14 protein-coding genes and 4 pseudogenes are annotated in these 21,647 nt (G+C 38.2%); 17 read left to right on the forward strand and 1 reads right to left on the reverse strand.

Annotated elements, in window-relative coordinates; translation table 11 throughout:
- The first annotated feature begins 1 nt into the window (after position 1).
- From OCV61_RS11840 to OCV61_RS11890, 11 genes and pseudogenes are all read left to right on the forward strand, one after another.
- The gene (locus OCV61_RS11840; protein ID WP_158421997.1) at positions 2 to 1,693 is read left to right on the forward strand and encodes a recombinase family protein; all 1,692 of its coding nucleotides are present in this window, start codon (positions 2 to 4) and stop codon (positions 1,691 to 1,693) included.
- A complete protein-coding gene (locus OCV61_RS11845; protein ID WP_158421998.1) occupies positions 1,690 to 3,267 on the forward strand; it encodes a recombinase family protein in 1,578 nt (525 codons plus the stop codon). Before OCV61_RS11840 ends, OCV61_RS11845 begins: the two co-directional genes overlap by 4 nt.
- Positions 3,268 to 3,388: 121 nt before the next feature.
- Positions 3,389 to 3,559 (forward strand): annotated as a pseudogene (locus OCV61_RS11850) (tyrosine-type recombinase/integrase); the annotation flags it as partial.
- A 761-nt stretch (positions 3,560 to 4,320) separates the two neighbouring features.
- Positions 4,321 to 5,271, forward strand: coding sequence for a helix-turn-helix domain-containing protein (locus OCV61_RS11855; RefSeq protein WP_158421999.1), 951 nt, complete (start codon positions 4,321 to 4,323; stop codon positions 5,269 to 5,271).
- Positions 5,272 to 6,024 (forward strand): hypothetical protein, encoded by a 753-nt coding sequence (locus OCV61_RS11860; protein ID WP_158422000.1) that lies wholly within the window; start codon positions 5,272 to 5,274, stop codon positions 6,022 to 6,024.
- A 259-nt stretch (positions 6,025 to 6,283) separates the two neighbouring features.
- Positions 6,284 to 6,628: an AAA family ATPase gene (locus OCV61_RS11865; RefSeq protein WP_262582910.1), complete on the forward strand. Its 345-nt coding sequence runs from the start codon at positions 6,284 to 6,286 to the stop codon at positions 6,626 to 6,628.
- Between the two features lie 242 nt (positions 6,629 to 6,870).
- Positions 6,871 to 8,631, forward strand: a complete 1,761-nt coding sequence (locus OCV61_RS11870) for a DUF2075 domain-containing protein (protein WP_158422001.1) — start codon at positions 6,871 to 6,873, stop codon at positions 8,629 to 8,631.
- 10 nt (positions 8,632 to 8,641) lie between these two features.
- Positions 8,642 to 8,962 carry a nucleotide pyrophosphohydrolase gene (locus OCV61_RS11875; protein ID WP_158422002.1) on the forward strand — a complete coding sequence of 107 codons (321 nt, stop codon included), beginning with the start codon at positions 8,642 to 8,644 and terminating at the stop codon, positions 8,960 to 8,962.
- Between the two features lie 46 nt (positions 8,963 to 9,008).
- Positions 9,009 to 9,328, forward strand: a pseudogene (locus tag OCV61_RS18820) (protease Lon-related BREX system protein BrxL); the annotation flags it as partial.
- 21 nt (positions 9,329 to 9,349) lie between these two features.
- Complete coding sequence (locus OCV61_RS11885) at positions 9,350 to 9,958, forward strand: hypothetical protein (RefSeq protein WP_158422003.1); 609 nt, start codon at positions 9,350 to 9,352, stop codon at positions 9,956 to 9,958.
- Positions 9,945 to 10,760, forward strand: coding sequence for a macro domain-containing protein (locus OCV61_RS11890; protein ID WP_262582903.1), 816 nt, complete (start codon positions 9,945 to 9,947; stop codon positions 10,758 to 10,760). The genes OCV61_RS11885 and OCV61_RS11890 overlap by 14 nt, the downstream gene beginning before the upstream one ends.
- A 147-nt stretch (positions 10,761 to 10,907) precedes the next feature.
- Here the strand turns inward: OCV61_RS11890 and OCV61_RS11895 are convergent.
- A pseudogene (locus OCV61_RS11895) lies at positions 10,908 to 11,770 on the reverse strand (AraC family transcriptional regulator).
- Between the two features lie 200 nt (positions 11,771 to 11,970).
- Here OCV61_RS11895 and OCV61_RS11900 point away from each other — a divergent pair.
- The 6 genes and pseudogenes from OCV61_RS11900 to tnpA form a co-directional block, all read left to right on the forward strand.
- Positions 11,971 to 15,009 carry a glycoside hydrolase family 2 TIM barrel-domain containing protein gene (locus OCV61_RS11900; protein ID WP_158422004.1) on the forward strand — a complete coding sequence of 1,013 codons (3,039 nt, stop codon included), beginning with the start codon at positions 11,971 to 11,973 and terminating at the stop codon, positions 15,007 to 15,009.
- 167 nt (positions 15,010 to 15,176) lie between these two features.
- Positions 15,177 to 16,574, forward strand: coding sequence for an MFS transporter (locus tag OCV61_RS11905; RefSeq protein ID WP_158422005.1), 1,398 nt, complete (start codon positions 15,177 to 15,179; stop codon positions 16,572 to 16,574).
- A 351-nt stretch (positions 16,575 to 16,925) separates the two neighbouring features.
- Positions 16,926 to 17,726 (forward strand): helix-turn-helix transcriptional regulator, encoded by an 801-nt coding sequence (locus OCV61_RS11910; RefSeq protein ID WP_158422006.1) that lies wholly within the window; start codon positions 16,926 to 16,928, stop codon positions 17,724 to 17,726.
- A 161-nt stretch (positions 17,727 to 17,887) separates the two neighbouring features.
- Positions 17,888 to 18,700, forward strand: coding sequence for an HAD-IIA family hydrolase (locus tag OCV61_RS11915; RefSeq protein ID WP_004074351.1), 813 nt, complete (start codon positions 17,888 to 17,890; stop codon positions 18,698 to 18,700).
- 783 nt (positions 18,701 to 19,483) lie between these two features.
- Positions 19,484 to 21,016, forward strand: coding sequence for a group II intron reverse transcriptase/maturase (gene ltrA, locus OCV61_RS11920; protein ID WP_262582906.1), 1,533 nt, complete (start codon positions 19,484 to 19,486; stop codon positions 21,014 to 21,016).
- An 80-nt stretch (positions 21,017 to 21,096) separates the two neighbouring features.
- Positions 21,097 to 21,519, forward strand: a pseudogene (gene tnpA / locus OCV61_RS11925) (IS200/IS605 family transposase); the annotation flags it as partial.
- Positions 21,520 to 21,647: the final 128 nt, after the last annotated feature.

Here is a 21,647-nt window from a genome sequence, read left to right on the forward strand (position 1 = left end):
AATGGCACGAAAGAGCAGGAAAAACATTCCGGAAGTAGTCAGCAGTGCAATCGTCCAGACAGAGGTGAGCAGACCGTTCCGGGCAGGATTGTATGCCAGAATTTCAATGGAAACAGAAGAAACATTGGAAAGAGGAACGATAGAAACCCAGGTGGAATTGATGAAAAACTTTGTAGCAGATACGGAAGATATTTCGGTTGCGGAACTTTATAAGGACTCAGACTATTCAGGTACAAATTTTGACCGTCCTGGATTTGTACAGATGATGGAAGATATCAAGCATGGAAAAATCAATTGTGTTATTGTAAAAGATTTGTCCAGACTTGGAAGAAATTATGTCGAAACCAGTAATTATATTGAACGAGTATTCCCTTTTTTCCATGTAAGATTCCTGGCTGTGACAGATGATTTCGATTCCTTCAGAGAGGGTGTGGATCTTACAGTTCCACTGAAGAATATTATCAATGAGTTCTATTCGAAAGATCTTGCCAAAAAGAGCAGCAGCGCAAAAAAAGCTCTTTGGGAAAAAGGAAAATTTACAAGTGCCTGGGAACCGTATGGTTACAGAAAGTCAGAAGAAGACCATCATCAGCTGATTGTTGATGAAGAAGCTGCAGACCATCTGAAAAGTATATTTTCTATGTATATGGATGGCAGGAACTATAGTGATATTGCAAGACAGCTCAATAAAGATGGAGTTTTATCACCGACTTTACAGAGAAAATTCTATAAAACCGGTGAAAAGCCGCTTCCGGAGTCAAAACCCTGGAACAATTATGAAGTGAAACGAGTTCTTCAGGATGTTCATTGTACAGGTGATTCTGTATTTGGAAAATATCAGCAAAGTGTTTTCCAGGGAAATAAACAGAGAAACCGACCAGAGAGTGAATGGGTGCATGTGGAGAACACGCATGACGGGATTATAGATAGAGAGTTGTTTCAACAGGTACAATCTAAAATCCAGGAATATACGGAAGCTTATAAAAAGAAACATCAGCAGAACAATGGGGCTATTCGAAACCATAATTTCTATACAGGAAAGATATGGTGCGGAGGCTGTGGCAACCGCATGACGTTGTCCAGAGAAAGAAATGGCACATTCTTTTATATCTGCGGAGCCAATACCAACCATAAATCAGGGGGAAAGCAATGCAAAGGGCACAGAGTCAGAAAAGAATATGTGGATGACGATGTTCTTCGCCTGATTCAAACGCATATGAAAACCGTATTGGATACGGAAAAAATGATTCGGGAAATGAATACAGCTTCTAAAAATCAGACACAGTACCTGCTTTTGGATAAAGAGGTGGGGAAACTTCGACGGGAACTAAGCCGTATCAGTAAGCGTAAATCGGATTTATATGAAGACTATTCCGAACGTTTGATTACAGAAGAAGAATACATACAGTTTTCTCGGATCTATTCCAATGAAATTGAGCATATCAAGAGCCGTATGGACACAGTATTGGCGGCACAGGTTCGGTATTCCCAGGATTACCACATTGAAGAAGGCTGGGGAAATGTGATACATACTTATATGTCAAAGCGTAAGCTGACAAAAGAAATGGCAGATGCCTTTGTGGATTCAATTATTATCCATGGTAAGTATGATTATGAGATCAAGCTGGTATATGACGATCAGTTTGCAGATTTACAGAAACTAAAGAAAGAGAAGGAGGCGCAGTCAAGATGACAGATCTTAGAAAAACAGCTGTTTACATCCGTTTGTCTGCAGAAGATGACAATGTAGATGGCAGAGCCAAAAAAGAGAGCGACAGTGTAACTTCTCAGAGAATTCTGTTAAAATCATTTGCAATTGATGAGCTGGGTGTGGCTGAGTCGGATATTCTGGAATATGTGGATGACGGTGTCAGCGGTACTCATTTTAAAAGGCAGGGATTTCAACAGCTGCAGGATGACATGAAAAGCGGAGAAATCGGCTGTGTAGTTGTAAAAGACTTTTCCAGATTCGGAAGAGACTATCTGGAAGTTGGATTTTATATTGAATATATTTTCCCACTTCTACAGATTCGATTTATTTCGATTAATGACAGCTATGACAGTGCGGCAAGCAGCGGAATGACTGGTGGAATGAATGTAGCATTGCAGAATCTGGTATACAATATGTATAGCCTGGATTTGTCCAAGAAAATTTCATCAGCATTGCAGACAAGAACAAGAAATGGTACACGCCTTCCGGTAAATGCCAGATATGGCTATAAAAAAGGAAAAGATGGAAGGCTGGAAGTTGATCCGGAGGCTGCAAAAGTCGTGAAAATGATTTTTAAGATGGCAGCAAAGGGAACAAGTTTTGCAGATATTACAAGGGAATTGAACAGACAGGCGATTGCCACTTGTGATGAGCAGAAATTATCAAGAGGGGATCAGGTGCAGTTCCAGAGGTTTGATACGATCAAAAAGAAACACTGGAGCCCTACGACAGTAGCGGCAATTGTCCGGGATGAGATTTATATTGGAACCAGAATCTGGGGAAAAACACGTTGCAGTATGCATACCGGTCATAAAGCAGTTCTGAATGATGAAACAGAATGGGTTCGCCTGGAAAATCATCATACGGCAATTATAGACAGGGCATTGTTTGAAAAAGCAAATGAAATGCATCCGAAAAAGAAGAGAAGTGTTGCGGAATCACGCACCAATTTTACTCTGGAAAGGCGTAAAAAACAGCCGGCATTACTGATATGTGCCAACTGTGGGCATTCTTTACTAAAAGAAACGGAGCATCTGCTAAAATGCTCAGATGCTCGAACCAATGGAGATCCTGTGTGTCGAAGTCTGGTGATCCGACGGGAACCGCTGGAGGAGAATATCCTTGGGCTTGTTCATCAGTATGCAGCGTCAATGTTGGAAAAAGAAAAGAAAGTATCTTCCAACAGGCAATGCGACTACAAAGAGATCAATACCGCAGAATTGCAAAAACAGAGCCGACAGTTGACCTCGGAAAAGATGAAACTCTATGATGATTACAAAGATGGTCGTATAGATCGTGATTCGTATAAGCAGAGAGCTGCAACGATAAGTGTACAGCTGGATGAAATAAAACGAAAGATAGAAGATGCGGAGAATAGCAAAAAGCTTCTTGAACAAAATGAACTTTCTGATAAAATAAAACTAAAAGATTTCTTGGGAATTCAGAAGTTCGATACAGAGAAGCTGCGTGAGATTATCAAGGTGATCCGTGTTCATAGTCAGGATGAAATTGAAATCGAATGGAATTTTGACGATATTTTTTCGGAACAGAGATAACTTGAGCAGGACAAGAATGACTTATCAGAAGATAATCAAGGTGCTGGGACTACCTGATGGAAGCGTCAGATAGTCTTCGGCAGAAAAAAATAAAATTTTTTTTGTCCTATACTTGACACATCCACATGTATGTCGGCACACCTATTGCTCAAATATGGCAAAATCCGGAATGAATCCAAAAGCATTGCAATATTTGATGGGCCACTCAGATATCAGCGTAACGCTGAATACATATACGCATGTAAATCTTGAGGATGCCAGAGAAGAAATCGCCAGACTTCGGATTGTTTAATTAAGATTTTTAATTAAAAACAGCAAGGTGTAAAATCTAAAAACATACACCTTATTTTACACCTTTTGCTGACGATATTATGCGAAAATAAACCAGGTTATGCCAGAAAGCAAATATTTACAAAGGCTTACAAAGCCCCGAAATACCAAGAAAAACTAAGAAATGCGAGGTTATGCAACAATGATAAAAGTGCTATTTGTATGCCACGGCAGAACCCGTACTTTTGTCTGAAGAGGTTTAAAATCAAGGCTTTTGAGGAATGAGAATGGGATTTGTACCCCCATTGTACCCCTATTTTATTAAAACAGTAGGATTATCAACCGGACTGTCCTCGATAAAAATGAATATGATTTGTGGTGAAAGGAGTTCCTACGGGGGACTTCTTTTCGTTTACAAAAAAATGTCGGTTTGAATGTCGGTTAAGTGTCGGTTTGTTTATATGGAACTGTTGCATTTGCAGTCCTGAGATGGAAGTTGATAAGTATGAACATTACGATGCACCGAAATGTTATCAAAATGTTCCGAATTGTTATTAGAATAATTATTAGTTCCGGTATTTGTATCAAAATTGATAAAAATGAAAGAAACAATTTGATGATTGACTGCAATACATACTATGTGGTTGTACTATTAATAATAATCTTATACCTTACCTAAACATGCATAAAAACCAAGCTGATCACAATAAAATAACATAAATGATTGAAAAGTAACAAAGAATATGTTATCATATATAAAAATATGTTACAAGGAGACGTCATATGCAAAAGCAATTAGAGCAGTATTTCGGCTGCAAAGTAAAGATAGCAGAATACAAGAATAAATTACCATTGCCGATTTTTATGACTATGCGTGAGATTACGATGGTTGAAATATATGGTGTTAATTTTGCCATAATAGATGTTATGAAGGAAACGGAGCTAAGTGTTGCTGCAATGAAAAAGCAGAAAGCAAAGTATGAGGAAGCATTGCAGTGCCCGGTAGCATATGAAGTAGCGTTAAACAGCGTATCCATGAGAAATGCTCTGGTAAAAAGCGGAGTTCCGTTTGTGGATCTGCCGGGAAATGTATTTTTACCATTTATGGGAATTATATTGCAGGATGTGTATCGCAAGCAGTTTGTCAAGGCAGATAAGATGATGCCTGCAACACAGATGGTGTTCCTTGAATTGTTATATATGGATGATGAGGAATCTGTGTTAAAAAGTGAAGTTGCGAACAAGTTGAATCTTACCAAGACGTCCATTACAAGAGCAACAGCCCAATTAGAGGGAATGGGACTCATCCGCCAGATGAAATCCAGAACAGAGATTGCTATTAAGAGAAATTACTCACGCAAAGAGTATTATGAAAATGCAAAAGCATATTTGATTAATCCGGTCCAGAAAGAGATTACAATTATGCGATGTGAAGCAACCTTTGAATCATTTAGCGCAGGAGAAACCGCTCTTAGTCAGGAGTCAGAATTGAATCCGCCTAGAATTGAGGAACGGGCAATCTATAAGGGCGAGGAAGTTGTTGACCAATTGGAAATTGTGGATGCCAGATCGGAAGACATGGACGACTGCTTGAAGGTACAATTATGGAAATACAATCCTTCTTATTTTGCAAGAGAAGGATGTGTTGATCCTGTTTCGCTTGCATGTACATTCAAAGGTAACGAAGACGAAAGAATAGAAATGAGTATTGAGAAACTGTTGGAGGAATTATAAATGGTACCAGGGCTAGACTCTTTTAGAGAAAAATTTAAAAATTATACGGATTATTACACTATTATCGGCGGAACTGCTTGCGATATTCTACTCTCAGAGGCAGACTTGCCGTTTCGAGCGACAAAAGATATTGATATGATCCTGATTATGGAGGACAACTTCCCAGAATTTGCGAGCGTATTCTGGGAATACATAAAAGAAGGCGGCTATAAGTGCGGATGGAGGAATGAACAGAATATGCACTTTTATCGCTTCACAGAAGGCAAATTCGGTTATCCTACTATGATTGAGTTGTTTTCAAGAAAGCCGGGATATCTTCTTGAAATTGAAGAAGGAATTGTACCGATTCATATTGATGATGATACTTCCAGTTTATCAGCGATTCTTCTGAACGATGATTATTATAAATTTATGATGTCCGGACGTAGAGTGGTTGATGGTATTGGTGTTCTGGGAGCAGAGCATCTGATTCCATTCAAAATGTATGCGTGGATTAATCTTTTAGAACGAAAGAGAGCCGGCGAGCATGTCAATGAAAAGGATTTAAAGAAGCATAAGTACGATGTATTCCGCTTGCTACAGATTGTCACAGCTGGAACAAAAGTTGAATCAGAAGGGCTGGTGACAGAGAGTATACATAGATATATCGAGGAAATCAGTGTACTAGATGAATTGGAAGTAAGACTTTTGCAGATGGGAATGCCTTTTGATAGAGATAGGGGTGTGGAGTTGCTGAAGGAGATTTATTTGTAAGCCAAAACTGTTTTACATCCAACCTGTTCTGCTAATTTTCAGATAAGTGAGATCCTTTTGCATATGGAATAATTATAGTGAAACTAAAAATAAAAACGGAAAATCCGTAGATAAATTCAGAATGTGGTAGTATATCGTGCGAAAAACCAAAATAAAAACGGAAAATCTGTTTATGATTTTGCAGCATGAATGAGACAGGCCCAGGTGAGTTATGCATATTGATCGCTGATGCCGTAAAAAAAATACGGAATAAGTTGAAATTTTCTACAGATCTTCTACCGGAACCAGATCATTGGCTCTGTTTTATTATTGGTATATCCGTATGGAGAAAGCATCCTTTGTATTCATAGATGAATTTGATGCATTTTACCATTTTGAATTATCGGAATCGGTGCAGAGGCATCTGAAACAGATATCCGGTGTTCAGATATTTACAACGACTCATAATACAGATTTGATGAGCAATGATCTTCTCAGACCGGACAGCTACTTCTTACTTGAAAATAATAGAATCCAAGATATTTCTGAATTAACAGAGAAGGAACTGCGACAGGCACACAATCTTCAGAAAATGTATAAGGCAGGTGCATTTAATGGCAGATAAAGACTATAAAGTGTTTATAGTCGAAGGAGAGGTCAGAGAATCACAAATCATTGATAATATTTCAAAATTTTCTCTCATGGGTTCACGTTTCTGACCGGAGAATTTGCAAGTTTTATGGAGAATCTTGTAAAATACAAAAATATAGTAGAATTGGGAAAACTAGGAAAAATGAGACATTTTTATTTGTAGCGATTGGCAATAAGGAATATAATTAAAATACATAATCTAAGAAAGGCTAAAAAATGAGCAGTAGTGTAGCAAAGCCAATTATTAAGCAAATTAAAGATAGACAAGATGCATTAGATTTCTTTGAACACGTGTCTTTGCCCAAGGAGGATGAGAAGACGCAGGAAATCATTATGAATTTTCCAACGGTGTATATTCACAATTGGCAGGAATCTGGAGACTTTGAAGTATATGTTGGTGAGTCAAATGACATATTCAAGAGAACACGTCAGCATTACGATGCTGCTTCAGATAATTCAAAATGGCAAAGCAAGTTGCTAGAAAAAGATGCAAGTCTTTTTATTATAGGACATGAGCATTTTAATAAATCTTTGACACTTGATATAGAGAATCGATTAATGCATTACATGATGAGTGTAGATCGTGTGAAGCATGTGCATAATCTAAGAGATAATCCTCAGACAAGTTATTATCCAATGGAAGAATTGGATGAAATTTTTAGCAAGATTTGGAGAGGACTTAGAAAAGAAAATAAGGAGTTATTTCCAACTGAAAGTGTAATAAAGGATTCGGCAATATATAAAGCATCGCCACTTCATAAGCTTACTAAAGAGCAGGAAAAAGCAAGAGAATTAATTATCCAAAAGGTTTCGGATGCACTTGAAAATGGGGAGACAAAGCAACTCATTTTTATAGATGGAGAAGCCGGAACTGGAAAGACTGTTCTAAATAGTAGCACTTTTTATGAATTGTATTGTCAGGCGGAAGAAAATAACAAAGAAATAAAATGTCATTTGCTTGTTAATCACGATGAGCAGATCACTGTATATGAGCAGATAGCAGAGAAGCTTGGATTGACTGAAAAATATGGAAAGGTTGTTAGTAAACCTACGACTTTTATCAATAATCATTCAGAGGGTGATCCTGTTGATGTGGCATTTGTTGATAAAGCGCATTTGCTTCTTACACAAGGAAAACAATCTTATCAAGGTGAGAATCAGCTAAAGGATATCATAGATCGAGCGCGAGTGACTGTAGTAATGTTTGATGAGAATCAAATTCTAACCACGGAACAGTTTTGGGAGTCTCAAATTCTTGAGAAGTATAGAAATCAAGCTAAGGCAACGAATAATTATATTGTGTTAGATAAACAACTTCGCATGCAGGCTGATGCGGCAACTATGGATTGGATTGATTCTTTTACAAAAAAAGGTCAATTGAAAAAATTACCTAATACATTTGGGGGATATAGTATCAAGATATTTGACAATCCAGAATTACTTGATATGGAAATTCAAAAAAGAGCAAAAGAGAGTGATTCTGCTTTGTCGAGAGTGATAGCAACCTATGATTGGGAATATAGTTCAACGCGAAAACCCATGGCGCAGGATCATTTAGTGAAGTATTGGGGAGTTCTTATTGGAAAATGGCACAAACCTTGGAATCGAGAGCTTGAGTCCGAACTTACAAGAAAAGAAAAACGAGATATAAAAGGCTTGGCATGGGCAGAGCAACCTAAAACAATTAATGAGGTTGGATCAACATTCACGATTCAGGGATTTGATCTTAATTACGCGGGTGTAATACTCGGTCCATCGGTGAAATATCGTGACGGAAAGATCATATTTGATCCGTCGGCAAGTCATAATGAGAAGGCTGTACGAAACAGAACATTATCAGATGGAACGAAGAAGAAGTTTGGAGAGACATTGATTCAACCTGAAGTTAGAGTACTTATGACACGTGGAGTCAATGGAATGTACATATATGCATGTGATCCGGAACTTCGAGCAGCGCTTTTAGCGGCAGCAAAATAAAGGAGCAATTATGAAACAGGAAACGATAGATAGAATCAGAAAGTTTACAGAAGACAGAGATTGGGACCAGTTCCATTCACCGGCAAATCTTGCAAAATCAATTGTGATTGAAGCAGCAGAGCTTTTGGAGTGTTTTCAGTGGAATGATGAAGAGTATGATATACAGCATGTTAAAGAAGAACTAGCTGATGTCATAGTTTATTGCCAAAATCTGATGGATAAACTGGAAATCAATGCAGATGAAATCATCAATATGAAGATGTCGCAGAATGAAGCAAAGTACCCAGTGGAAAAGGCAAAAGGAAGTGCTGCAAAGTACGATCAGCTGTAGAAAAGATAGGCGAACATGAATAATGGGGTATATATAAAAGAATAGTTACATCATTAATTATCAGAATATTCAGGGCAATGGTATGACTGGGAATTTGGCATTACCTTCATTTATAGCATTGTGCTTTATTGCTTTGGGAAGAACGGTACAAAGTTCATTAACTGTTATGGGAGAATTAGTATAAGCGGAAAGATGATCAAAGTGGATGAATTAGGCAATCCCTACAAGTGTGTTTAGAAAGTTTTGATTCTGACGGTTTCAATGATGGATTTGGCCACAGTACCAGCAGATTTGATGAGTGCCTTTCAGTTGATTCCGTATCAGAGTGCAGAAGATACAGTGTTTAAGGCATTAGGAGTTGAATAAAGAATAAAAGAGAAGATGTATATGAGTAAACAGGTTTATATTAGCGCAGATTATGCTACAGATAGTGGAGATCGGGATGTTGTTGATGTTCTTCAGACATGGGGATCTGATAATTATCACAGGGTGGATTTTATCGACATGTCTCAAGTTTCATCGGGGAGTGTGTCAAATGATCCTGATTGCCGTCCATGTGATTTAAAGAGTGAATTTAACAGACAGATTAATGCTTCTTCAGCGGTAATTTTTGTTGTAGGAGATAAGACAGCAAGTAGAACAGCAGGAAGTAGTTGTAATAGAAATGGAAGTACACAGGCTGCTAGTTCTTGTACACCATATAAGCAAAATACAAATGGTAAGAAGTCATGTAAGGTGCAGTCAACGGTTAGCGCTGGTTCAGACAATGTCGGAAGTATAAATTCGTATTCTTACCTTAGACATGAATTTGAACAGGCTAAAAAAGCAAAGAAAACTATTATTATTGTGTACAACTCACTTAGAAATGAATCAGCTTGGCTTCCTTCATATATGAATGGGTACGAAGGTATTGCTCGTCCATTCTGGAAAAAGAATGCATATGAAAATAAGGTTGGAGACTATGATTCATTAAAGAGGGAGCTTGGATTTGAATAAATACATAAAGAGAAGCAGGGCATGGGCTGTTAGTATTGTATCATTTATATTTATGTTTGTTCCCGAGGAAATGTTTAAGTCGCAAATCATATTTTCAAATTTGTCAATAGAAAAAAATGTGATAATCAATAGAGGAATTGTATTCTTGGCTGTTTTCTTTTTAGCGTTATTAGTGAATGCAATTTATCTTGGTTATAGAAGAAAAGTCAATATCAAAGGGAAAAACTATACCATCCAAATCAAGTATGGGGATCTCTTTAAGCAAAAAGACTGTAAGGTTGTTATTCCATTTGATGAATGCTTTACCACAAATGTCGGGATGGGGACTGCGGATATTAATCCTAAATCGTTATGCGGGCAGTATTTGCAGGCAAATCCATCTATTGATATGGAACAACTGATACATTCTTCCGGCATTTTGGTAAAAGGCAAATCGAAATATGCTGGCAAGGAAAAGTACGAGTCTGGTAGAGTGATTCAAAATGGTAAATATCTTTTGATGGCATTTGCGAAACTTGATAAAGTGGGAAAGGGCATTCTAACAAGAGAAGAATACATAGAGAGTTTATCTGTATTGTGGGAAGAACTTGATAATTACTATGGGCAGCAAGATGTATGTATTCCTATCTTAGGTTCTGGAACAACGAGAATAGGAGACAATGAATTGACCCAGCAAGAGTTATTGGACATCATTATAAATTCTTATAAATTGAGTGTTCATAGAATAAAAAAGCCGAACAAGCTATGTATTGTATGCAGGTGTATGGATGATTTTTCATTAAATAAAATTGAAGGAATATAGTGCAAATCGTGGTGATATTTGTTTTAGGTATATAAAACGTTGAATATCCCTTAGAAACTAAGGGCGCACTTCTATACCTACCTAATGGCAGGTATAGAAGTGCACCTTTTCTAATTCGATAATTCGGTGGTATACTCTTTGTGGATTTCAGAATTTGTTTCTCAGCTTTCGGTATTCTCTTGGCGAATATCCTTTCAGCTTGTGAAAAAGCCGGCTGAAATAAAGCTGGTTATCATATCCGACAATCTTAGAAATCTCATTGATGGAATAAGTTGTTGTTTCAAGTAACATCTGAGCATTGTTGATGCGGATTCCCACAATGAATTGCATTGGTGTAGAACGGTATATTTTTTGAAATTTCGGATAAACCAGCTGACACTCATGCCTCGTGAGGCAGCATAATCATCAATATTGATATTTTGATTGTAGTTTTCACTGAAAAAGGTAACAGCATTATCCATCTCATGATCAAGATATTCATTTTTTAATATGTGCTCTTTTGTTAGTTCCCGGTGGAAACTAATCAGAAGATGACGTAGCAAAAGGACAAGCATTTCCTCATAATTATCTTGACAGCGTTGGAGCTCGATAATGATACGTTTGAAAATTTGTTCATATTCATTAGATGTACCCACTTGAAAGACACGTTCTTTATCCGGAAACCCATATTGATGTAAGATATTTTTCACATTGCTTCCTGTGAAGTGAATCCAGTATACTTCTGTCTTATCTTCTCCGTAATATTCATATTTCTGAAGTTCTTTCGGTCTGTACAGTACAATGTTGCCGGCTGGAACAATCGTTTCGTTATTTACATTATCAAAATGAAAATGCCCACAACCAGCAGTGATATATATAATCTGATAATCCAGACGACCCCTTGGACGGTAGGTAGGAAGTTTGGGATGTCTGGAAAGACGGTAAGTACCACAGCTACCTACAATCAGCGGACGACTTTTGTCTTTGAAATCCATATGTGAGTGGTTCAAATAACCGGTGTTCAAATACATAGGACAGCACCTCTTTTCGCACTTTTTATCATTGTATCATTTAGTGCATATTTTGTCTAATCCAATTCATAGACATATTTTGCGGATTAGGATAAGCTATATATAGCATAACTAAGGAACGTAAACAAAAAAGTAAAGTATAAGGTTTGCTTTAGGGAAACAAAGAACAAAAAAGTATATGTATTGGAGGAGAGTTATTTATGATCGTACCACGTTATTATGAAAATCTAAGCGTACTGCACGAAAACACAATGCCAGCCAGAGCCTATTATATTCCGGCATCCAAAAGAATGGATAACTTGGTGGAACACAGAGAAGAATCAGATCGTATGCAGTTATTGAATGGAACTTGGAAATTCCAGTATTTTAACAGCATCTATGACATTCAGGATTCTTTCTTTGAGAAGAATTATGATACAGAAAATTTTGATGAGATTCAGGTTCCAAGTGTATGGCAGATGGCAGGATATGATACACACCAGTATACAAACATCCGGTATCCGTTTCCGTTTGATCCACCATATGTGCCACAGGATATTCCGTGTGGAGTTTATGTACATAATTTTGAGTATAGCAGAGATGAGAAAGCATCAAAAGCTTTTTTGAACTTTGAAGGAGTAGACAGCTGCTTTTATGTATGGATCAATGGCTCTTACATAGGATACAGCCAGGTTTCACATATGACCAGTGAGTTTGATGTTACCGATGTACTTCAGGATGGAACGAATACGGTGGCAGTGTTGGTAATGAAATGGTGTGATGGTTCCTATTTGGAAGATCAGGACAAATTCCGTATGAGTGGTATTTTCCGGGATGTGTACATTTTGAAACGCCCAAAACAGGCAATCAGTGATTATCATATTAAAACAAGAATTGAGGATATGCTTGCGAAAGTAGAAATTGAAATGAAATTCTACTCTCCCTTAAATGTAAAAATTTCGATTGAAGATAGAAACGGAGCAGTTGTAGCACTAGGAAGTATTGCTGAAGAAGGAACAGCTGTATTAGAAATTGCAAGTCCGGAACTTTGGAATACAGAAAATCCATATCTATATAAACTGATTCTTGAAACAGAGAATGAAGTAATTGTAGAACACATTGCATTAAGAAAGATAGAGATTAAAGACCAGATCATTTACCTAAATGGACAGAAGATTAAATTCCGTGGTGTCAATCGACATGATTCCGATCCGGTTACTGGATTTACAATCAGTCTGGAACAGATTACAACCGATCTTACGTTAATGAAGCAGCATAATTTTAATGCGATCCGTTCCAGCCACTATCCGAACGCACCATTTTTCTATGAAATGTGTGACAAGTATGGATTCATGGTAATAGATGAAGCAGATATTGAAGCTCATGGTCCATTTATGATCTACAGAAAAGAAGACACTGATTACAATCGGTTCAAACGATGGAATGAGATGATTGCAGATGATCCGGCATGGGAAGAGGCAATCGTTGATCGCGTAAAACTCATGGTGGAACGTGACAAAAACCGTTTCTGTATTGTTATGTGGTCAATGGGAAATGAGAGTGCTTATGGCTGCAACTTTGAAAAAGCACTGGAATGGACAAAGAATTTTGATCCAGACCGCATCACACAATATGAGAGTGCAAGATACCGTAATTATGATGAAATATATGATTACAGCAATCTGGATGTGTACAGCCGGATGTATCCGGCGCTTTCCGAAATTCAGGAATATCTGGATAAAGATGGAAGCAAACCCTTCCTTTTGGTAGAGTACTGTCACAGTATGGGAAACGGACCTGGAGATTTTGAAAATTACTTCCAGATGATTCAGGATAATGATAAAATGTGCGGAGGCTTTGTCTGGGAATGGTGTGACCATGCGATTGCTCATGGAACTGCTGAGAATGGAAAGACTATATATGCTTATGGGGGCGACCATGGCGAAGAAATTCATGATGGCAACTTCTGTATGGATGGATTAGTATATCCGGACAGAACGGTACATACAGGACTTTTGGAATACAAGAATGTTTATCGCCCGGCAAGGGTTATTTCCTATGACAAAGAAAGCGGAGAACTGGTGCTTCATAACTACATGGATTTTGATGACTTGAAAGATTATGTGAAGATCAGTTATGAACTGACGCAGGACGGGCTTGTAATCAGCAAAGGTAAACTCCCAGAAGTTTCAGCAGCACCACACAGTGAAGGAAAAATAAACCTTAAAATCAATGTGCCAGAGAGTGGAAAATGTTATTTAAAATTTATTTACCATCTGAAAAAGGAATTGCCACTGTTGGATGAAGACCATATCCTTGGATTTGATGAGATCGAAGTAAGCCAGAAGGATGCCAAATGCCAGTTAGCAGAAAAATGGGTTGAAAAAACAGTGACGGATTCTGAATTACAGGTGAGTGAAGATGATACACAGATTCATATCAAAGGTCGTGAATTCGCATATACAATCGACCGACGGACTGCACTTTTTACAGAGATGAAATTTGCAGGTCGGGAATATCTGAACCACCCGATGGAATTAAATATTTGGAGGGCACCAACAGATAATGATATGTACATCAAGTCTGAATGGAAGAAAGCCCATTATGATAAAGCTTATACAAGAGCATACACGACAGAGGTCGTGCAGGGAAAGCATGGTGTGAAAATTACAAGCCATGCATCCGTTGTGGCAGAGACAGTACAGAAGATTCTTGATGTGACGATCACATGGAAAATAGAAGCTGCTGGAAAGATCGATGCAGATATTGCAGTAACAAAAGATGATGAATTTCCGGACCTGCCAAGATTTGGTGTGAGGATGTTCCTGGATAAAAAACTTTCAGCTGCACGATACTTTGGAATGGGACCACAGGAAAGCTATTGTGACAAACATCAGGCTGCGAGCCACGGTTTGTATCATGCAAATGTAGATGATTTGCATGAGGATTATATTCGTCCACAGGAAAATGGAAGCCATTATGATTGTGAATATGTAGAGCTTAACAACAGCCGATATGGAATTGTGGTATCTGCGGAAAATGCCTTCTCATTCAATGCTTCTTATTATACGCAGGAAGAACTTGAGAAGAAAACGCATAATTATGAACTGACAGAATCAGATAGTGTAGTATTTTGCGTTGACTACGCATTAAATGGCATTGGTTCTAATAGTTGTGGTCCAGTTGTATTGGATCAGTACCGATTTGATGATGTATTATTCCGGTTCCAGTTTACGCTGATACCGTATGTAAAGGGATAATAAAGTTTCTTGTAACTCGTAAACAAAGAAGGATAGTCTGATTGCAATGTAAAGTCCGGATATACAGAGCAATCAGACAAAAACAGAGAAAAAAATATAATTAGACATCATACGGTTAGACATATTGAAATTCTAAGTGCGATGAAGATGAGGAGCAAAGAAATTCGATAGAAGAAAAAAAGTATTTGAAATGGTATAACAAAATTGGATATGGATCAGGTGATATTGCAGGTAATGTAGTCTATGCCTTCCTGACATCTTTCATGATGGTCTATCTGACGGACTCAGTAGGACTTGCTGCAGGTGTCGTAGGTACCCTGATTGCCGTATCAAAACTATTTGATGGTTTTACGGATATATTTTTTGGATCAATGATTGACAAAACACACAGTAAAATGGGAAAAGCGAAGCCATGGATGCTATACGGATACATTGGTTGTGCCATTACGCTGGTCTGCTGCTTTGCAGTACCAGTCAGCTTTGGAACAACGGCTAAATACGCATGGTTCTTTATCTCTTATACACTGTTAAATGGTGTGTTTTATACAGCAAACAATATTGCTTATTCAGCACTTACGTCACTGATTACAAAGAACAGCAAAGAGCGTGTACAGATGGGATCTTACCGTTTTATTTTTGCATTTTCAACAAGTCTTCTGATTCAGGCGATTACAGTTGGATTTGTAGATAAATGTGGTGGAGATGCTGCGGCATGGAGAACGGTTGCTATTATCTATGCAATCATTGGTCTTGTCATAAATACGATTTCAGCACTTTCTGTTAAGGAACTTCCTGAGGAAGAACTTAACGAAGGAGAAGTAAAGGATGATAATGAAAAGTACGGAATGGTACAGGCATTCAAGCTTCTTGTTAAAAACAAATATTACATGATGATTTGTGGAACATATATTTTACAGCAGTTATATGGTGCCATGATTGGAGCTGGCATTTATTACATGACATGGGTACTGAAAAATAAGAATTTGTTTGGACAATTTGCATGGGCAGTTAATATTCCACTGATCATTGCCTTAATTTTTACACCAACCTTAGTTGGTAAGTGGAAAGGTATGTACAAACTGAACTTAAGAGGTTATGTTTTAGCAGTCATTGGTAGAGCACTTGTTGTTATTGCCGGATATATGGGCAGTGTTCCGCTGATGATGGCGTTTACAGCTCTTGCAGCCTTAGGTCAGGGACCATGGCAGGGAGATATGAATGCAGTTATCGCATCCTGCTCTGAATACACTTATCTTACACAGGGAAAGAGAATTGACGGAACGATGTACTCTTGTACTTCTCTTGGCGTAAAAATCGGTGGAGGTATTGGAACCGCTGTTGTTGGATGGATGCTTGAGTTCAGTGGATATATCGGAGCAAATGCAACTCAGCCGCAGTCTGCACTGGATATGATGCAGTTTATGTATCTTTGGCTTCCGTTAATCTTTGATGTATTGATTATGTTTGTACTTTCAAGAATGAATGTAGAAGATGCAAATAAAAAACTGAAAGCAGAAAAAGAAATTGCTACAGATGAAGTAACAGATGCATCGGACATAAATTAGAATTGACAGGAGAAAGCGTTGTCTGATCGTTGTTCGATGAGACAGTGCTTTTTTCTATATATAAAGTGATAGAACTGTATTTTGAAAATAAAAAAGGACCACTTCATTTTTGTGAAATGGCCTTAAGAAAATATTCAGTTTTCACAAAATAGTCCTTTTAGTATTTATACATGGTAAGGATGCTCAAAATATTCAGTGTAGAATACTAAAAGGTCATTCAGATATTTTTTTAGGTTGCTCATTTGCAATTCCTCCTTTCCTTATTTACAAGCTGATTATAAGATAGGTGTAAAAGAATTGCTTGCCAAATCGAAAGAAGATATAGACAAATGTTGCAAAGGGGAGTATTTCATGCAGTTAAAATATGTTGACACAAAAGAGGAGATTATAGCAATAAATAGGAAGTCAAAACATATTGAACCACATCTTCATAATGCACTGGAGATCGTTTGTGTAACAAGTGGATCATTAGAACTTGGTGTCGGACAGGAACTATACCATATGGAAAAAGGAGATATAGGCTTTGTATTTCCAGATGTTATTCATCACTATCAGGTACTGACACCCGGTGTAAATAAAGCGACTTATCTGATTGCATCGCCATTTACGATAGCCAAATTTGCAGATATCATGCAATCCATGGCTCCTGAATACCCAATCATCAAAGCGGAAAAGCTTGAACCGGAGGTATATAGGGTTATAAATGCAATTTTAGAGACAGAACAGTCGGATATTACTGTTGCACAGGCATATCTTCAAATTGTGTTGGCACGCTGCATAGGAAAATTAAATTTGGTAGAAAAGAGCAGTGTGGGGAGCAACGATCTTATTTACCAGACAGTTTCCTATATATCAGCAAATTTCAAGAAGAAGTTTTCGTTGGAAGAGATGGCAAAAGACCTGGGCGTGAGCAAATATGTTTTATCCAGACTCTTTTCCAAGACATTCCATAGAAACTTTAATCAATATCTTAACGATGCACGGCTGAACTATGCATGCCATCGTTTAGAAAATACGAGTGATTCTATTACAAATATTTGTCTGGATAGTGGATTTGAAAGTCAGAGAACGTTTAACCGAGTATTTAAAGAAAGATATAAAATATCACCAAGTGATTATCGAAGTACTTGTGTGAAAGAGATGTTGTCATAAAAGGTTCTGTTGATCGAAATATTTACTTTGATTTTACAGTGCTATGTATTTGATTTCATGTGTGGATGATATAATATAAAAATATTTGTAGAAAAAAGAGTTTTATTCTATTATGAAAAGAGTAAGGTGTATTCTAAAGAAACAAGAAAGGCAGGGCGCATATGAACATGATAAAATCCATAATCGATTTTAATGAAAAAAAAGGATTCATCTGTGATATGGATGGTGTGATCTATCATGGCAATCAGATATTGCCAGGTGTTCCAGAATTCATCCAGTGGTTGCATGATGAAAAGAAAGAATATTTATTTTTGACAAATAATAGTGGATATACACCACGGGAATTAAATCAGAAACTGGCAAGGATGGGACTTGATGTGCCAGAAGAACATTTTTATACCAGTGCATTGGCAACAGCCGCATTTTTAAAAGAACAGGCGGCAGGCTGTTCGGCATTTGTGATAGGAGAAGCCGGCCTGTTAAATGCACTTTATGATGTAGGTATCACAATGAATGATGTAAATCCGGATTATGTTGTTGTGGGAGAGGGACGCTCCTATTCATTGGATACATTAACAAAAGCAACGAATTTAGTTCTGAAAGGTGCAAAGTTGATCGGAGCAAACTCAGATGTTTCCGGACCGATTGAGAACGGCATTGCTCCTGCTTGTCGTGCATTGATTGCACCTATAGAAATGGCAACAGGTACACAGGCATATTTCTGTGGGAAACCGAATCCACTGATGATGAGAACAGGATTGAATATGCTTGGATGTCATTCAGCAGAAGCTGTAATGGTTGGGGATCGTATGGATACAGATGTGATTTCAGGAATGGAAAGTGGTATGTCTACTGTATTGGTTCTCTCTGGATGTTCAACGAAGGATACACTCAAAACTTATGCGTATCGTCCAACTATGGTTTTAAATGGTGTGGGGGATATTGCTATGTTAGCAAAGTCAAAGGCAGAGTAATAATGAATAATCTGAAGTACTAAGAGATAAACAGAGCTTGATAGACAATCGAAAATGTGGTTGCCTCTCAAGCTCTGTTTGATTGTGTGACAGTAAAAATAACCCCCCTGCTATGCAGGGGGAGGGAAGCTCTTTAGATATAAGTAATCTCCTGTGTTAAAATAAATGTAGGTCTGCAAACCACAAATATTAAATCACAGGAGGTTCATAAAATGAACGTAAATAGTTTAGCTCATACTAAATGGGAATGCAAGTACCATATTGGTGCGACCTGCGGTCATTGCTTGAAGTGCGCGCATGCGCTATCACCTCCATTCGTGATATTTCTACCACGAAATGCCTAGTAAGTGATGAAAGGTGTGAAGCAGTGGGACAATGCGGGTAAGTGGAAGTCACATCCACCCAACCGCTAGGAATTGATGCACACGGCTAACATATGTGAACCATTGTAAGGGTCGTGATACTTGAAATGGTGAAAGTGACTGATACACCATTACCAAAACGGTTAGAGGGCGTGGGCTGGCGGTTTCGATATGCGCTGAGCTGAATGGACGAAGCACCTCCGGCCTAAAGATGGAGCCTAAATGCATCGCAATAATTCAAGCAATGGAACTGGGAAACCCTCTTGTGCTCCTTTCACAGGTAGGTTAATCGTAAGAAAAATACAATGCACAGGAGGAATGGATGCCAGAAGAAGCGAATGCTGTTGTGTAATGCAACAGATAGGGATTCAAACTTTGTCCCATCCGAAAGGAGGCAGACGTCTGGCGCGTGTCTAATCATATGAAAGACTGGGAATCTATGAATGCACAAAGTTCAATGACGCCATCTGCGAGGACAATGCAGACATACAGAAAACTGAAATGGAAAGAGATTAACTGGAAACAGGCAGAATTGTATGTTAATAGACTACAAGTACGGATTGTGAAGGCAGTACAGGCTGATAAGTGGAGACTTGTAAAGAGACTCCAAAAGTTAATCACAAATTCATTTTATGCAAAAGCCCTGGCAGTTAAGAGAGTGATAACAAACAAAGGTAAAAATACACCTGGAATTGATGGAGACATCTGGTCGACAGACGAAGACAAAATCCAGGCAGTTCACAACCTTACAACTTCTTCATACAAAGCAAAGCCATTGAAGAGAACTTATATCGAAAAGTATGGGAAAAAGGAAAAACGTCCACTAGGGATACCAACTATGACTGACAGAGCCATGCAAGGGTTACAATTGCTGGCTCTTGCCCCGATAGCAGAAACAACAGCAGACAAGGTTTCCTTTGGATTCCGGCAAAACCGATGTGCACAGGATGCAATGGAATACATGTTCAAACTTCTGTCAAGAAAAACTTCTCCGGAATGGATTTTGGAAGGTGACATTAAAGGATGCTTTGATAACATCAGCCATGACTGGATGTTGGAAAATATCCCAAGTGATAAAAGAATAATGAGGCAATTCTTGAAGTGCGGCTATGTGGAGAATAAGAGATTATTCCCCACAACAGGAGGTAGCCCCCAGGGAGGGCTGATCAGTCCGACCTATGCAAATATGACATTGGATGGACTTGAAAGATTGTTGCTTGAAAGATACAGTACGAGCAGTACAGGGCACTATCACCCGAATTACAATAAACATAAAGTACACCTATGCCGCTACGCTGATGATTTCATTATAACAGCAGACTGCAAGGAAGTTCTTGAAGACGTTAAACAAGTGGTTGAAGAGTTCATGAAAGAGCGGGGGTTGAAACTATCAGAAGAAAAAACGGCTACTACAAATATAAATGACGGCTTCGACTTTCTGGGATGGAATTTCAGAAAATTCGAAGACAAACTTCTGATTCAACCGTCGACTAAATCTAAGAAGAAAATCACGAAAAAGCTTAGCCAGACAGTGCGGTATTATCGTGAGTCAAAACAAGAGCTTTTGATTGTAAAACTAAATCAGATAACAAAAGGATGGGCAGAATACCACCATTGCGTCTGTGCAAAAAGCACATTCGCTCTCATAGATCACAGACTCTGGGAGATGCTATGGAAATGGGCCAAACGAAGACATCCGCAGAAATGTAATAAATGGGTGAAGAACAGGTATTGGCATCCAAAATGTGGAAGACAGTGGTCATTCAGAACAGACACGATTGTTCTCTATCAAATGATGGACATGCCGATAGTAAGGGTAAAATCACTGTATTTGAATAAAAATCCCTTTTTGAACAGCGATTACTTCATAAAGCGGAAAAAGGAGCATGAAATGAAGCGAAAACTAGCATATCAGAAGAGTACAGCCGCACGTAGTGAATACTATGTGTTATAGATGCGTGAGCGGAATGCGGTGAAAGTCGCACGTTCCGTTCTTAGGGGAGGGACGGCCAGTAATGTCCGTCTCTTACCCGACTTTTTGCACCAAAATATAGAAGACAGGTAATCTATAAAGATATAAAAGCAGATGTAGGACAAATATTAGGATCATTATGCAGAAGAAAAGGAATAGAAATAATAGAAGCAGAGTGTTGTCCGGATCATATACATATGCTAGTAAGAATACCACCTAAATATTCGGTATCAGAAATAGTAGGATATTTAAAAGGAAAAAGCTCACTAATGATATTTGAAAAACATGCAAATTTGAAATACAAATATGGAAATAGACATTTCTGGTGTAGAGGATATTATGTAGATACAGTAGGAAAAAATACGGCTGCAATAAAAGAGTATATTCAGAATCAATAAAAAGAAGATTTAGAATATGACCAGATGTCATTAGTAGAGTATATCGACCCGTTTACGGGTGAGCCGGTGAAGAAAAACAAGAAATAAACTGCTTGGAGCAGTAGTAGGAAATCAAAGCAAACCAGCAAGCCCCTTTTGGGGCAGCGCCGGAATAAGGAAGCACTGAAATAGCCCCTGGAAGGGGCTGCTGTAAATGTGGTGCAGTTGGCAGACTG

It is taken from the genome of Blautia ammoniilytica (assembly GCF_025566965.1).
In the GTDB taxonomy this organism is placed as follows: Bacteria; Bacillota; Clostridia; order Lachnospirales; family Lachnospiraceae; genus Blautia_A; species Blautia_A ammoniilytica.

Excerpts from the sequence above, each read along its gene's own strand:
- OCV61_RS11875 (WP_158422002.1), top strand. The coding sequence starts at position 8,642 with ATGAAACAGGAAACGATAGATAGAATCAGAAAGTTTACAGAAGACAGA.
- OCV61_RS11915 (WP_004074351.1), top strand. The coding sequence starts at position 17,888 with ATGAACATGATAAAATCCATAATCGATTTTAATGAAAAAAAAGGATTC.
- OCV61_RS11845 (WP_158421998.1), top strand. The coding sequence starts at position 1,690 with ATGACAGATCTTAGAAAAACAGCTGTTTACATCCGTTTGTCTGCAGAA.
- OCV61_RS11910 (WP_158422006.1), top strand. The coding sequence starts at position 16,926 with ATGCAGTTAAAATATGTTGACACAAAAGAGGAGATTATAGCAATAAAT.
- OCV61_RS11900 (WP_158422004.1), top strand. The coding sequence starts at position 11,971 with ATGATCGTACCACGTTATTATGAAAATCTAAGCGTACTGCACGAAAAC.
- ltrA (WP_262582906.1), top strand. The coding sequence starts at position 19,484 with ATGAAAGACTGGGAATCTATGAATGCACAAAGTTCAATGACGCCATCT.
- OCV61_RS11870 (WP_158422001.1), top strand. The coding sequence starts at position 6,871 with ATGAGCAGTAGTGTAGCAAAGCCAATTATTAAGCAAATTAAAGATAGA.
- OCV61_RS11840 (WP_158421997.1), top strand. The coding sequence starts at position 2 with ATGGCACGAAAGAGCAGGAAAAACATTCCGGAAGTAGTCAGCAGTGCA.
- OCV61_RS11855 (WP_158421999.1), top strand. The coding sequence starts at position 4,321 with ATGCAAAAGCAATTAGAGCAGTATTTCGGCTGCAAAGTAAAGATAGCA.
- OCV61_RS11860 (WP_158422000.1), top strand. The coding sequence starts at position 5,272 with ATGGTACCAGGGCTAGACTCTTTTAGAGAAAAATTTAAAAATTATACG.
- OCV61_RS11885 (WP_158422003.1), top strand. The coding sequence starts at position 9,350 with ATGAGTAAACAGGTTTATATTAGCGCAGATTATGCTACAGATAGTGGA.